Origin of the sequence: Carboxylicivirga linearis (genome assembly GCF_018271995.1) — a bacterium.
Lineage (GTDB): Bacteria > Bacteroidota > Bacteroidia > Bacteroidales > Marinilabiliaceae > Carboxylicivirga > Carboxylicivirga linearis.
The window spans coordinates 360,142-374,242 of the sequence record NZ_JAGUCO010000003.1 but is presented as its reverse complement, the minus strand read 5'-3'; the positions used below and the strand labels follow the sequence as shown (position 1 = coordinate 374,242).

Here is a 14,101-nt window from a genome sequence, read left to right as displayed (position 1 = left end):
CAATCATCTAAACATTGATTTTATGCTCTTTACACAAAGAGAATAAAAGTAGTATAATATTTAAAAGTTTGTTATATCTCAAGAATAAATGTAACCAATACAGGAACCAAAATAGTTAAAATAATGCCACTAAAAATGGCTATTACTCCGTATTCTTTCCCGGAGAATTTAACAATAACAGGTAGTGTTGTATCCATTGAGGTAGCACCACCGGAGGCAATACCTGCCAATTTTCCAAAATATCGCACCAACAAAGGCATTAACAGAAGCGTAAAAATCTCTCTGAAAATATTAGACAATAAAGCAACAACACCCAACTCGTCGCCACTTAATTTACTAATAAAAATGCTCGATAAAGAATAATAGCCAAAGCCGGCTCCAACCGCCATTGCTTGCTGAATAGTAATATCACTCAAAAAAATGGCTACCAGAGCTGCACCAGCCAAGCTTCCTATAATAACTACCAAAGGCACTAATAAAACTCTGATATTCATTTTTCTTAACACCGAAAAGGCATTTGCATCACTTCCAATACTTATTCCGACCACTATCATTAGAAAGTACAAAGCATAAGTGGTAAGATCATCGTTTAGTAACCAATCGGGGAAAATATTCGATAAGCCACCTAATAATCCGGCAACGAAGAAGGATAATATTATCAAGCTTCCTTTCATCAGCTTTCTTTTTCCTGATACTTTTTAAAGAAGAAAATATAAATCACTTTTGCCAATAAAATACTTCCAGCAAGAGCTCCAATGGTTAGTAGTAATGCCTTATATCCAATTCTTGAAAAATTTTGAATAATATCCTCATTTATACCTACCGAAATGCCCAAAAGAAAAAGCAAAAGGTAAATTGCATAATTTACTGCCTTATCTACCCTTTTGCGCGTTTTTTCTTTATTTTTTAATTGCCGTCCGATAAATATCCCAGCAATAAAAAGACCTATAACAATATATGATGTCATGAGGAAATCATTTAATCAACCGGCACTCCTTTTTCTTCAGGGAAACGATTTTTATATTCTTTCCAGAATAACTTCACCTCCCCTTTCATCTCTCTGTGTAATATCAATAACCCAATTAAGTTTGGAATAGTCATTAAAGCAATGGTAATCCCGGATAATGTCCAAATAATGGTTGTATCCACAAAGGATGCTAAAAAGAATCCAATTACATAAATCAGATGGTACCAAATAACCGCTTTAGAGCCCCAAAGGTAAGTAATTGCCCTGTCGCCGTAGTACGACCACGAGATAGCGGTTGAGAAAGCAAATAATAATAATCCAATAGAAACGATGTATTGGCCCCATGAACCAAACCAGCCTTTGGTAAAAGCAACGGTTGTTAATGGTGCACTATGTAAAAGTGATTTTCCCTCAAATACAATTTTCTTACTATCTGATGATGATGAAAACTGAGCTTTCAACCTGGCCATCATGCCAAGATGTTCCTCTTGCAGTTGTACAAGTCCATTTTGTACTTTAATACTTCCGTTATAAGGCTTTTTGCCTTGTTTTACTACAACATTTTCAGCCAAAGATCGCGAGTGTATTAACTGAACATCAGAAGTAATTTCACCATCTTTTACTTTCATCTCCCCGGTAAACAGAGGTAAGGTTTCATCTCCGTTTATATGCTTTGCCAAAACCAACTTTCCTTCCTGAGTTGTATCATCGTAATTAGTCCCTTGCAGAATCTGCAAATCGGCCATTTGAAAACGGTTGTCCAGCTTTTCATTCCAAACACCAGATGACAAAAGCGTTAGTCCGGTTAACGTACAAATGATAATAGTATCGATAAAGGGTTCAAGCAATGCAACCATTCCTTCTGATACTGGCTCATGAGCTCTGGCTGCTGCGTGAGCAATAGGGGCTGACCCCTGACCGGCCTCATTAGAGAATAAGCCTCGGTTTACACCCCGATTAAAAGCAAAAGCTAAAGTTGCTCCTAAAAAACCTCCGGTTGCTGATGAGCCTGTAAATATATCTGCAAAAATTGCCTGTATAGATGGCCAGATATTTTCGTAATTCATTGCAATAACCGAGATAGCCCCAATAAAATAGATAAGAGCCATAGTTGGAACCAATCGCGAGGTAACTTTGGCTATTCGTTTAATTCCGCCAATTATTACAAACCCTAATAAAATTGCTAAAACAAATCCGGTAATTACATGAGGTAAACCAAAAGTGGCAAATATTGAATTGGAAATACTATTTACCTGAGGCAGGTTACCCGTACCGAAAGAAGAAAGTACCGTTGCAAAAGCAAAAATAGCAGCAATCCACTTTCCTGATTTAACCAATTTACCTGAAGGAAGTTTAAAATTTAATCGTTCGCGCATGAAGTACATCGGGCCTCCTGCTATTGTACCGTCAGCTGCCTTCTCGCGGTATTTATGCGAAAGTGTAACCTCAACAAATTTGGTAGTCATACCAATCATAGCCGTTACCAACATCCAGAATAAAGCCGCCGGCCCACCCAAATGAACGGCCAATGCCACTCCTGCTATATTACCGGTACCTACTGTTCCTGAAAGAGCTGTTGTTAATGCCTGAAAATGTGAAGTATCTCCTTCATCTCCTTCTTTATCGTACTTTCCTCTGACAATACGAATTGCATATTTAAAATACCTGATTTGTGGAAATTTAAGATAAACCGTAAAGAAAATACCGGTTCCCAAAAGCAACCACACAAACCAAAAGTGACTACCAATATAAGAATCAATTAATTGTAGAAAACTGTTAATCTCTTGCATAGATCTAGGTCATTAGAATGAACGAAATTAGTATTCGGATTTTTTCAGGAAATGCTAAAAAACGAATTTTTATCCGATTGACCTTTTTTTTAACAACATTTTTCAAGATTTCCATGTAATTCTTTCATCCAATTGTAAAAAAACAGCAGTCTTTCTTCACAAAATAATATTTCAAAGTATTATATTTGAATTCGTATATCCTACTCATGCTAAAACCTAACACACAACAATTCCGAAGTCTTTTCAAAGACGATGCCGTTTGGGGCGAACAAAAAGTAATTCGCTTTCGATGGTTTCTCATCATTGTCATTTTATTTTTTGTTGGGTACATCTATTTTGCAGGATACGAGGAAAGAGCCTTAATATCTTTGTTTCTGGCCAGTATATACATCTTCTACAATGCAGCTCTCAATTTCTTGCTTAAAAAATTTGGAAGCGCCACCTGGATAAGATTTTTATCTGCCACTTTTGATATTTCTATCTTATCACTACACATTTTTAATTATTCATATTTTTTCCAACCCATAGCAGTTACAACTGCAGCTTCTATTTTTCTATATCCGGTTTTAATACTTTTATCGGTGTTGAGGTACGATGGAAGATTGGTAATATTCTCAACCATATATTCCATTTTCTGTTTTAATCTCATTTATTTTATAAGACTACCGCATATCGATCCTACATTGTTGGATCAAGTAGCCTCAGCCAACTGGGCCGGTCAGATATATAAAAGCACCTACCTGCTAATTATGGGATATTTTCTTTTGGGAGTACCTGAGATGATCAAGAGACTGGTTAACAAACAACTGGTTAGCATAAAACAGCAAAACTCTGTTAAACTTGATTTAGCCTTAGAAAAACAAAAGAATGAAATGAATTTACTTCAGTTAAAGAAAGAAAAAATACTGAATCAGAAACTGGAAGAACATCAGATAACAATTGAAAAGCAGAAAAAAAGTCTGGAAGAGGCGATAGAAATTAAAAACAAGTTATTCAGTATAATCGGACATGATTTAAAATCACCCTTTGCTGCTCAAACATCCATTGTTGATTTATTACTTGCCGACTATAAATCGTATAATAATGAAGATATTATATCGATCTTAAAATCCATTAAACGTTCTTCTCACCAAGGCTTAGAATTATTAGAGAATATTCTGGATTGGTCGAAACAACAAAACAACCTTATTCATCCACAAGCCCATGCTATTAATGTACTTAGTGTGGTTAATAATACCCTGGGATTACTTCACAACAACCTAAATCATAAACGCATCAGGATTGATACATTTATTAATCCAAAAACTGAAATTTTAGCTGATGAAGGTATTTTAAGTACTATCCTTAGAAATATTATCTCTAATGCAGTTAAGTTTTCCTATGTAGATGGATCTATTAAAATTGGCACACGAACAGACGAGAAATTAACCTACATTGATATAATCGATGAAGGTGTAGGAATGAGCTCTGAGTATATTGCCTGCTTATTTAAACCCTGCCAAAAAACATCAACCCGTGGCACACAAAATGAACCAGGCACAGGCTTAGGTCTATTTCTGTGTAAAGATCTGGCCCAAATGATGAAGGCCGATATCATTGTTGAAAGTACTGAAGGGAAAGGCAGTATTTTTTCAATCGCCTTCCCCACTGTATCTGAACCAGTAAATCAAAAAGTATACTAATTAAGTCCTTTCATCGAAAGCTGTATTCTTTTTCGTTGATGGTCTATTTCTAACACTCTTACTTTAACCTGTTGCTGTAATTTTACAATCTGGTTAGGGTCACTCACATACTGATTGGCTAACTGTGAAATATGAACTAATCCATCCTGCTTTACACCCACATCTACAAAAGCTCCGAATTTGGTGATATTTGTAACCAGTCCGGGCAATTCCATCCCTTCGTGTAAATCATCAATGGAATAAATGCCCTCAGCAAATGAAAAAGCTTTAATAGCTTCACGGGGATCTCTTCCCGGCTTATCCAACTCCTGCATAATATCATTTAAGGTTGGCAATCCCACTTTGTCGGTTACATATCTTTGCAAATCAACTTTACTGCGTAGTGTTTTATCTTTAATCAAGTCGGCTACTTCGCAATGCAGATCTTTGGCCATTTGCTTTACCAACTTATATGATTCGGGATGAACAGCCGTGTTATCCAATGGATTTTTTGCAGATGATATTCGCAAGAAGCCTGCACTCTGTTCATAGGCTTTCGCTCCCAAACGTGTTACCTTCTTTAATTCATCGCGCGATGTGAAGGCTCCATTTTCCGATCGGTAATCAACAATGTTTTGTGCTAATTGAGGTCCTAGTCCGGAAACATAGGTTAACAAGTGCTTACTGGCTGTATTTAAATTAACTCCAACAGAGTTTACACACGACTCCACAACTGTATCCAGTGATTTTTTCAACTGCGATTGATCCACATCGTGCTGATACTGTCCAACTCCTATTGATTTAGGATCAATCTTTACCAGTTCAGCCAATGGATCCATTAACCTGCGACCGATGGAAACAGCACCACGAACCGTCACATCATAATCAGGAAACTCTTCACGGGCTACTTTTCCTGCAGAATAAACCGAAGCACCATCTTCGCTCACAACAAATACTTCTACCTTATGGGCAAATGACAAACCTTTAGCAAATGCTTCCGTTTCGCGAGATGCTGTTCCGTTGCCAATAGCAATAGCTTCAATTTTATGCTTGGCAACCAGCTTTATTATAGTATCACTCGATTTTTTATAGTCGTTTTGAGGCGGATGGGGATAAATTGTGGCATTCTCCAATAAATCGCCATATTGATCCAAACAAACCACTTTACAACCGGTACGATAACCCGGATCAAGAGCTAATACTCGTTTCTGTCCCAATGGGGATGCCAATAATAATTGTCTTAAATTATCGGTAAATACTTTTATGGCCTCTTCGTCTGATTTTTCTTTAAACAAATTAGAAAACTCTGTTTCGATAGATGGAGCCAATAATCGCTTATAAGCATCTGTCACTGCGTCCTGCACCTGAGCTGCAGAATCTGTATCTCCCTTTACAAAGAAACGATCCAGGCGCTCCATGGCATATTCGGCATCGGGCGAAATATTCAATTTTAAATATCCTTCTTTCTCTCCACGACGCATGGCCAGATAACGGTGCGAAGGACATTTTTTCAAAGGTTCCGACCACTCGAAGTAATCTTTATATTTAGCCGCTTCTTCCTCTTTTCCTTTCACTAATTTAGAAGAAATAACAGCCTCTTTCTCAAATACCGAACGCACAATCTCACGTCCTACCTTATGCTCATTAATCCATTCAGCAATAATATCACGAGCGCCCTGTAAAGCCTCCTCAACATTAGCCACCTCTTTATTTACGAAAGAAGCCGCACGTCCTTCCACATCACGCTCATGCTGTTTCATTATAATTTTAGCCAATGGCTCCAAACCTTTTTCCCGGGCTTTTACCGCACGGGTTTTTCGTTTGGGTTTGTATGGCAGGTAAATATCTTCCAGTTCGGTAAGATTGTAACTTGCTTTAATCTTAGATTCCAACTCATCTGTTAACACACCCTGCTCATCCATCGATTTTAATATGGACTCTTTGCGTTTTTCTATTTCCTGAAGTTTCTCATAACGCTCTTTTACAGCCCCCACTTGAACCTCATCCATACTTCCGGTCATCTCTTTTCGATAACGACTGATAAAAGGTATGGTAGCTCCCTCGTCGAACAAGGTTAAAACATTGGCCACATTGCGGGCAGCCAGACTTAATTCTTTGGATATGATGTCAACAAATAAGTTTTGCATGATTTAATTATTAGATTAAAGACAAGAATTGCCTGATCCGAAGTGAAACAGGCAACAATTTCTCCCATCAATAAAACGTTGTTTTTACGATTTATTATGATCTTTCTTTTTGAAGTTCTTTTTCTTTTTTCCTTTGTATCCGCCTTTGCGTTTCCGTCCTTTTTTTAGTTCCTCAGGATTGTACACAGGAGCTTCACCCAAATCGGGAGGCAATGGAATTTTAAATACATTAGTCTCAATCAATTGCTCGATTCGATAAAATTCCAATATTTCTTTTTCATTAATTAAAGTAATGGCAACCCCTTGTGTGGCAGCACGAGCCGTTCTTCCAACACGATGTACATAATCCTCAGCATCGCGTGGTACATCAAAGTTGATAACCAAATCAATCTTTTCAATATCAATACCACGGGCAATAATATCGGTTGCCACCAGTATCTGTACATTACGATTACGGAATTCGCGCAATACATCTTCTCGCTCAGCCTGCTCCAAATCAGAATGAATAGCCTTGGCATTAAAACCATTATTCAGCAGCGAACGACTGATCTCTTTCACCTTAATTTTGGTTGATGAAAAAATAATGATACTTGGTAAGTCTTTATCTTTCAGTAAACCGTTAAGCAAAGGAATTTTCTGGGTATCGTAAACCATATAAGCCGCCTGTAAAATACCTTCAGCAGGTTTACTAATGGATATATTTACCTCCTCGGGATCGTGCAGAATATTTTTTGCCAGCTCCCTGATTTTAGGTGGCATGGTTGCCGAAAACATCAAAGTCTGACGTTCTTTGGGAAGATGTGTTACTACTTGCATAATATCCTCAAAGAATCCCATATCCAGCATACGGTCTGCCTCATCCAAAATAAGATGCTGCAAGGTTGACATATTTACATATCCCATACTCAAATGCTGAATCAATCGACCGGGAGTAGCAATAACAATATCAGCACCAGTGGTAAGAGCATTCTTTTGACGGTTCCACTCTTCCTTATCATTACCTCCATAAATGGCTGTTGATGACACATCCAGAAAATACCCAAAGCCCTCCATTTGCTGGTCAATTTGTATGGCAAGCTCACGTGTAGGAACCAAAATTAAAGCATTGATATCTTTATGTCCGTTACGAATCAGTTTATCCAATACCGGTAGAAGATAAGCAGCAGTTTTACCTGTTCCGGTTTGCGCACACGCAATTAAATCACTCCCTTCCTTAATTACCGGAATGGTTTTCTCCTGAACAGGAGTTGCTTTCTCGAAACGCATGGCATCTAAGCCATCAAGCAACTCATTGGCAAAATTGAATTCTTTAAATTTCAAACAGTATCTTTTTTCAATGTATTATTCTACATAAATAACCAACCCTTTCAGGTATTCTCCTTCGGGATGATAAATATCCACCGGATGATCAGCTGGTTGGGTTAGTTGTTGCAATATACGAACTTTACGGTTAGCACGTGCCGCTGCAGAAAAGACCATAGTTCTGAACTGCTCTTTACTTATCACCTGCGAGCAGGAGAAAGTAAAGATAATTCCACCGGAACGAATCTGTTCTATGGCTTTGGCATTTAACCTGCGATATCCCTGTATAGCATTCTTCACCACATTCTGATGTTTTGCAAATGCAGGCGGATCCAGAATAATAAGATCATACTTATCTTTGATGCCTCCCAAATATTTAAATGCATCCTCGGCGTATGCCTGATGGCGTTCATCGCCCGGGAAGTTCAACTCAACATTATTATTGGTTATATAAATGGCACGTTCCGAACTATCAACCGAATGCACCACCTTAGCACCTCCACGCATGGCATAAAACGAGAATCCACCGGTATAACAAAACATATTTAGGACCTCTCGCCCTTTACTGTAATGCTCTATCAACGACCTGTTTTCGCGCTGATCAACAAAAAAGCCGGTCTTCTGTCCTTTTTCCCAATCAACATGAAACTTTAATCCGTTTTCAAGTGCAACTTTCTCCGATTTATTACCAAAAACATATCGGTTTACAGCCGTTACATGTGCTTTATATGGTAAGGTGCCTTCCGACTTGCTAAAAACCGATTTCAGACGATCGCCCATCACTTCGGTTAAAGCTTTTATAATGGTTTCTTCAATGCGATACATACCTACTGTATGCATTTGCACAACCGCTGTTCCGTTATAGAAATCGATAATTAAACCCGGCAGGTAATCACCTTCGCCATGTACCAGACGAAAAGCATTTGTCTCCGGGTTATCAATCAAACCAACCGCTTTGCGCAGTTCAAAAGCTTTTTGAATTCTGCTTTTCCAGAATTCATAATCTATTTCTTCCTGAGTAAAAGTAAGTATCCGAACTGAGATGGATCCTATGATAGAGTGACCTATAGCCAGAAAATTGTCATGACTATCCAACACTTCCACCAGATCGCCTTCAATCAAATCACCTTTAATTTTTTTGATGGCTCCTGAAAACACCCATGGATGATAGCGATTAAGACTGTGCTCTTTCCCGGGCTTTAAAACTAACTTTGGCAACTTAGCCATATATTATCAGATACTTAATGTTTGTACTTCTTCTTTTGGAAATAATGCTGTAAGCTTTTTATAAAGCTCAATGGCAACCCAGGCATCAGTGGCTGCATAAATAACCTGGCTGGGTGTTAAATGTGGCGCTTCCCAATTGGATAAACGCTGTCGTTTGCTGACTCTGAAATGAAGAACCAATCCGGCCAATTTTCGTAGGCTGGTGTCTTCAATACCCACTTGCTTTACGTAATCCTGTAACTCAACAAAACCTGCATGTTTGAATGGAACCAGGCGATTTAATCCTCTTAAATCATCTCTGATTCCCACCCCTATTTTAGCAATGTCCTGATTTTCTAATAAACGAACTAATGCAGGATGAAAACCTGTTTTATTCATTCTGAACAGGTATCCCTGATCAGAGGTAGCCAACTGCAACAAAGCTACCTTATTTACTTTTCCCTTCTGAAAAGAAGGCTTTGTTTCTGTATCAAAACCAATAACGGAATGTTGTTCCAATTCACGCACCAGTTCTTCTATTTTACTCTCGTCTTCAACCACTACTACATCACCTTCGAAATGTTGCAACGGAAGTTCACTCAGTGCTTCCTTCGAAATGGTTTTCTGCATTCAAATGTTGTTTTAACTAAGTTCATCATCTTCATCCGACCATTCTTTTTGAAAACGATCGAACCAGGTATCCTTTCTTCTTTCCTCTTTCACCTCTTCTTCACCTTCCTCTTCATCCAGGTCTTCTTCTCCATATAATACGGCATGAAGAGCCCTCAAGGTATTCACGGCTTTTTGCCCCCAATACAATTCAAAATTTTCCTGAACCGCCGACAAAGCATCATTCATTATTTCAGTAACTCCTATACGATACGATGAAATAAAATCTTTCAGGTCCTGATACATGTCCGTAAAATCCTCTGCAATATACGAAATTACCGGCGTATCACTTCGTTGCATATCCTGATTAAATACTTCCAGGTAATCGTTGAAGCGACCCAATAATAGTTCAATCTTATTCTGAATATGTGCATAGGTCATCTCATCCACTGTCTTTTCCAGTTCATCTTCCATCTGAGCTTCAACTCTTGATAACATACTGGCTTTTATATAAAGAAGAGGAATAATGCGGGTGGCAATAGTAATAAATTCGCGTCGAGGGTATTGTTCGGCACCTTCCAAAAATTCGCAATATTCTTTGGCTACCGTCACAAATTCAATCACATTTTTCGAATAAACTACATGCTTTAATGGTTCTTCCATACTATTTAATAATCTCCCTCGCTACGTTCTGTATACTAATAATTGTCGAGCAAAAGTAAGAAAAAAAAAGGAGAGTGCACCTAAAAGCGAATAGCTAATGACTATGTAAAAGGATTGGTGATGAGCGATACATTAATGATTAATTGTAACAGAAGGCAACTGCAATTTTATACTCTGGCAATAATCGACACATCGTTTAATTAATACTTTACCCCGGCCTACCCTACTCAGCTAATTTTATAGTCGGAGTTCAAAATACTAATAAGTCACTTCATGATAAATTGATCAATACACTGGTCTTTTAGGTCGGCTTTCCTGTATTTGAGGTTCAACACTGAAGAAAAAAGGTGAATGTACCGGGCTTTGAAGATCATACCTTACCATTAAAGGTACATTCGCTGCCAAAAAAGATCCGCTTTCTAAGTTTTTTGCTCCAATACCCAAGTTAAAAGGTCGAAACGCCGAGCTTTTTGGTTCAAGCGTCGACTAAAAAGATCCACACACCAAGCTTTTTGCTCCATCGTTCGAGGTTAAGGGGCCGAGCGTTAACCTTTGAGGTGGAAAAGAGTACCTCAGAGGTGATATCACCAAGGTAAAATCTCCATTCATCGAGCTTTTTGCTTCATCACCCGAGGTAAAAGGTCGAAACGTCGAGCTTCAAGGTGGGGAGGGGTACCTCAGAGGTAACCCCTTGCACCTTTTTCACCTGTATAAATTGTTTATGGTTATGGATTAATAATGATGGAATTTGGTTCTCCGTCTTTCATTGTTAAGTTGTTGAACTGTTAAATCGTTGAATTGTGATTGACATATTCAAAAAGCAAATGGATATTCTGTCTTCCGTCTTCTCTCTTTTTAAATAATTGGCTAATTGCGCCACCATTCAAACTTCCCTTGTTCATTCTCACCCATCACTTCGTATTCTTCAAGCCATCGGATTACTTTCTGAAGATCATTTTCATCTACTTTCAATTGAAGCGACAGTTCATTGAAGGTCATGGGATTATTCCTAAGTAGTTTTTTAACCTGCTGCTCTATTTCATCAAAGGTATTAACCGAAAGATCAGTCTTTTTCATTTGCTGACAGACATCACATTGCCCGCAGTTTTCAATATTTTTCTGACCAAAGTAGCTTAACAACAACTTACTCCTACAAATATGATTGGTACTTCCGTATTCAATTACACTTTCAATACGATCTTCATAACGCGTTTTTCTGTCTTTATAAACTTCCTTACGCAGTTCAATATACTTGGTATCCTCGCGCGATGTTGTATACGTAATAAGTGGAGTTTTACGCTGAGGAATAAATTTTATCACCTTTAATTTTGATAAGGTAACCAGGTATTCGTAAATCACCTGACGGGTAACATTCATTCGCTTTGCCAACACCTCTTCATTAATTGAAACATACTCTGTAAACAATCCGGTGTATGACCGAAGCAATAGTTTAATGAAAGTATCATAATCCTCATTAGCAACCTGAAATTTATACAACTCATCGCGGCGCAAAATAAAAATTACTTTGGATGATAAATTCAACTCTTCGGTGAATTCGAGATATCCGGCACGCTGCAGAATCTTAAGGCTATTGAACACCACCATCACATTCATTTTGTAAGTGCTGCAAAATAAGCCCATATCAAAATCGTATACCATACCAAAACCACTGCCAACAGCTAATTGAAAGAAATTACCTAAAGCTTTGTAAACATTTAAAATAGTTTCTTTTTCAGGAAAAGACATTGGGATGCTTCGCTTTAATCGCGCTTTATCGTTATTGGACCACAACAGCAAGGCATATGCCTTTTTCTCGTCCCTGCCGGCACGCCCAGCCTCTTGAAAATAAGCTTCCAACGAATCGGGTGCATCCATATGTACAACCACACGCACATCGGGTTTATCAATTCCCATTCCAAAGGCATTGGTCGAAACCATTACCCGTATTTCATTTTGAGTCCAACGCTTTTGCTTTTCGTCTTTCACCTCCTGGGGCATCCCTGCATGAAATGAGGATGCTGAAATTCCATTCTTCAACAATAACTCCGCATACTCTTTGGTTTTTTTGCGACTTCGAACATATACCACAGCACTACCCGGTACTTTTTGCAGCACCTTTACCAACTGCTCTTCTTTATCCTCGGCATACCGCACCACATAAGCCAGGTTATCGCGCTTAAAACTTTTTTCAAATACATTATCTTCTTTGAAAAGCAATTTTTGCTGAATATCCTTCACCACATCTGGTGTGGCTGTTGCTGTAAGAGCAAGAACCGGCACATCAGGCAAATGTTCTCTTACTTCTGCAATCTTTAAATATGAAGGACGAAAATCATATCCCCACTGCGATATACAATGCGCCTCATCAATAGCCAGCATCGAAACCGGCATATGAGGTAACTTTTCAAGGAATAATTCGGTTCCAATCCGTTCAGGTGATAAATACAAAAACTTGGTTCCACCAAAAATGCAGTTCTCAAGAATTACATTTATTTCATCACGCGTAAGACCAGAATGAATAGCTGCAGCTTTTACATCACGACTACGCAAATTAGCTACCTGATCTTTCATCAAGGCAATCAAGGGTGTAACCACCAAACAAATGCCTTCTTTGGCTAATCCGGGAACCTGAAAGGTCAACGACTTACCTCCACCAGTTGGCATTAGACCCAGCGTGTCTTTACCCGATGCTACCGAACGTATAATATCCTCTTGCAAGGGTCTGAACTGAGTATACCCCCAGTATTGTTTTAGTATGTGATGAAAAATGTCCATATGCGAGTATAAAGTTACTCTGAACTATTCATTTATTTCAAAATATTTTTCAACACCATAAAACAGACTCGCTTTTTGTGATGAATAAATTAGTATAGTAATTTTACATATAACTAAAACCAGATCGTAATGAAGACTCTTTTAAAATCAGGCTTGATTATTTGCACAGCTTTTATGTTTCACTCGTGCTCTATTGAGCAACCTTTAACAAGTGAGCCGCCTAAAAACAACGAAACCTATACAGTAGAATATCTTTTTGAACATGATGGATGTAAAGTGTATCGTTTTAGAGACGATGGAAATTATGTGTATTTCACCAACTGTAACGGAGATGTTACCAGCAGTAAAAATGATACGACCAAAACACAAATAAGTAATCACATTAAGTCCGAATAAAAATATAAGTGACATGACCACTCAGAACATGTCACTTATTTAGTTTTACACAAACAATAATACAATTGCTAAAATCAATCCAACAGCCGTAAAAATCATCCCTCTTTTAAATAAACGGGTCTTGACTTTAAACATCCAAAATGAAGAAACAGCCAAAAAGGTAAGTGCAATTCCATAAACCAATCCAAACCAATGCATAACATTTCTACTCATTGTTTTATGAAAGCTATTCATCTTATTTATCCACTCGGGCAAAGAGTTTACAGAATATTTCACAAGCCCTGTTGATTGATTGTATGTGCCATTTCCATTAAAATAAATTAAATCACCCTCTGATTTTTCAACTCTGAAGTGACGCATTCTCAAAGCACCTCCCAAATCATTTTCTGAGATACCCGCATCAATAGTTCTTTCTATTACTTTCTCTGATTTTAAGAAATTAGTATCGCGATATAATAATACAATACCACTTATAGCATAAATAAGTGTCATGCCAATCACCAAAAATCCAATATCGCGATGCAGTGAGCGCATTAATTTGTTAATCGAAAACTTTCTTTGTTTATCCATTTTTTACCTTCTACT

12 protein-coding genes are annotated in these 14,101 nt (G+C 38.0%); 2 read left to right on the top strand and 10 right to left on the bottom strand.

Annotation, left to right across the window (positions count from 1 at the left end):
• Nucleotides 1-71 precede the first annotated feature (71 nt).
• From KEM10_RS07035 to KEM10_RS07030, 3 genes are read right to left on the bottom strand one after another with little or no spacing between them, the layout of a single operon-like run.
• Nucleotides 72-674 carry a lysine exporter LysO family protein gene (locus tag KEM10_RS07035; RefSeq protein ID WP_244825605.1) on the bottom strand — a complete coding sequence of 201 codons (603 nt, stop codon included), beginning with the start codon at nucleotides 672-674 and terminating at the stop codon, nucleotides 72-74.
• Nucleotides 674-967: a LysO family transporter gene (locus KEM10_RS24245; RefSeq protein WP_244825603.1), complete on the bottom strand. Its 294-nt coding sequence runs from the start codon at nucleotides 965-967 to the stop codon at nucleotides 674-676. Before KEM10_RS24245 ends, KEM10_RS07035 begins: the two co-directional genes overlap by 1 nt.
• Nucleotides 968-978: 11 nt before the next feature.
• Nucleotides 979-2,757, bottom strand: coding sequence for an alanine/glycine:cation symporter family protein (locus tag KEM10_RS07030; protein WP_212215271.1), 1,779 nt, complete (start codon nucleotides 2,755-2,757; stop codon nucleotides 979-981).
• Between the two features lie 206 nt (nucleotides 2,758-2,963).
• Here KEM10_RS07030 and KEM10_RS07025 point away from each other — a divergent pair, with 206 nt between their 5' ends.
• Nucleotides 2,964-4,439: a sensor histidine kinase gene (locus KEM10_RS07025; RefSeq protein ID WP_212215270.1), complete on the top strand. Its 1,476-nt coding sequence runs from the start codon at nucleotides 2,964-2,966 to the stop codon at nucleotides 4,437-4,439.
• Here KEM10_RS07025 and KEM10_RS07020 read toward each other — a convergent pair.
• The 6 genes from KEM10_RS07020 to KEM10_RS06995 form a co-directional block, all read right to left on the bottom strand.
• Complete coding sequence (locus KEM10_RS07020; protein WP_212215269.1) at nucleotides 4,436-6,565, bottom strand: Tex family protein; 2,130 nt, start codon at nucleotides 6,563-6,565, stop codon at nucleotides 4,436-4,438. The two genes, KEM10_RS07025 and KEM10_RS07020, sit on opposite strands and share 4 nt — an antisense overlap.
• Nucleotides 6,566-6,649: 84 nt before the next feature.
• A complete protein-coding gene (locus KEM10_RS07015) occupies nucleotides 6,650-7,885 on the bottom strand; it encodes a DEAD/DEAH box helicase (RefSeq protein ID WP_212215268.1) in 1,236 nt (411 codons plus the stop codon).
• A 21-nt stretch (nucleotides 7,886-7,906) separates the two neighbouring features.
• Complete coding sequence (locus tag KEM10_RS07010) at nucleotides 7,907-9,094, bottom strand: class I SAM-dependent rRNA methyltransferase (protein ID WP_212215267.1); 1,188 nt, start codon at nucleotides 9,092-9,094, stop codon at nucleotides 7,907-7,909.
• A 6-nt stretch (nucleotides 9,095-9,100) separates the two neighbouring features.
• Entirely contained in the window at nucleotides 9,101-9,703 is a 603-nt protein-coding gene (locus KEM10_RS07005; protein WP_212215266.1) for a 3'-5' exonuclease, read from the bottom strand.
• Between the two features lie 12 nt (nucleotides 9,704-9,715).
• Nucleotides 9,716-10,345: a DUF5063 domain-containing protein gene (locus KEM10_RS07000; RefSeq protein WP_212215265.1), complete on the bottom strand. Its 630-nt coding sequence runs from the start codon at nucleotides 10,343-10,345 to the stop codon at nucleotides 9,716-9,718.
• Nucleotides 10,346-11,212: 867 nt separating this feature from the next.
• Nucleotides 11,213-13,120, bottom strand: coding sequence for a RecQ family ATP-dependent DNA helicase (locus KEM10_RS06995; RefSeq protein WP_212215264.1), 1,908 nt, complete (start codon nucleotides 13,118-13,120; stop codon nucleotides 11,213-11,215).
• Nucleotides 13,121-13,249: 129 nt separating this feature from the next.
• Between KEM10_RS06995 and KEM10_RS06990 the strand changes: the two genes are divergently transcribed.
• Nucleotides 13,250-13,516: a DUF4884 domain-containing protein gene (locus KEM10_RS06990; protein ID WP_212215263.1), complete on the top strand. Its 267-nt coding sequence runs from the start codon at nucleotides 13,250-13,252 to the stop codon at nucleotides 13,514-13,516.
• Between the two features lie 45 nt (nucleotides 13,517-13,561).
• Here the strand turns inward: KEM10_RS06990 and KEM10_RS06985 are convergent, their stop codons facing one another.
• On the bottom strand, nucleotides 13,562-14,086 hold the full coding sequence (locus KEM10_RS06985; protein WP_212215261.1) for a hypothetical protein: 525 nt from the start codon (nucleotides 14,084-14,086) through the stop codon (nucleotides 13,562-13,564).
• Nucleotides 14,087-14,101: the final 15 nt, after the last annotated feature.

Excerpts from the sequence above, each read along its gene's own strand:
- KEM10_RS07035 (WP_244825605.1), bottom strand. The coding sequence starts at position 674 with ATGAAAGGAAGCTTGATAATATTATCCTTCTTCGTTGCCGGATTATTA.
- KEM10_RS24245 (WP_244825603.1), bottom strand. The coding sequence starts at position 967 with ATGACATCATATATTGTTATAGGTCTTTTTATTGCTGGGATATTTATC.
- KEM10_RS07030 (WP_212215271.1), bottom strand. The coding sequence starts at position 2,757 with ATGCAAGAGATTAACAGTTTTCTACAATTAATTGATTCTTATATTGGT.
- KEM10_RS07025 (WP_212215270.1), top strand. The coding sequence starts at position 2,964 with ATGCTAAAACCTAACACACAACAATTCCGAAGTCTTTTCAAAGACGAT.
- KEM10_RS07020 (WP_212215269.1), bottom strand. The coding sequence starts at position 6,565 with ATGCAAAACTTATTTGTTGACATCATATCCAAAGAATTAAGTCTGGCT.
- KEM10_RS07010 (WP_212215267.1), bottom strand. The coding sequence starts at position 9,094 with ATGGCTAAGTTGCCAAAGTTAGTTTTAAAGCCCGGGAAAGAGCACAGT.
- KEM10_RS07005 (WP_212215266.1), bottom strand. The coding sequence starts at position 9,703 with ATGCAGAAAACCATTTCGAAGGAAGCACTGAGTGAACTTCCGTTGCAA.
- KEM10_RS07000 (WP_212215265.1), bottom strand. The coding sequence starts at position 10,345 with ATGGAAGAACCATTAAAGCATGTAGTTTATTCGAAAAATGTGATTGAA.
- KEM10_RS06995 (WP_212215264.1), bottom strand. The coding sequence starts at position 13,120 with ATGGACATTTTTCATCACATACTAAAACAATACTGGGGGTATACTCAG.
- KEM10_RS06990 (WP_212215263.1), top strand. The coding sequence starts at position 13,250 with ATGAAGACTCTTTTAAAATCAGGCTTGATTATTTGCACAGCTTTTATG.
- KEM10_RS06985 (WP_212215261.1), bottom strand. The coding sequence starts at position 14,086 with ATGGATAAACAAAGAAAGTTTTCGATTAACAAATTAATGCGCTCACTG.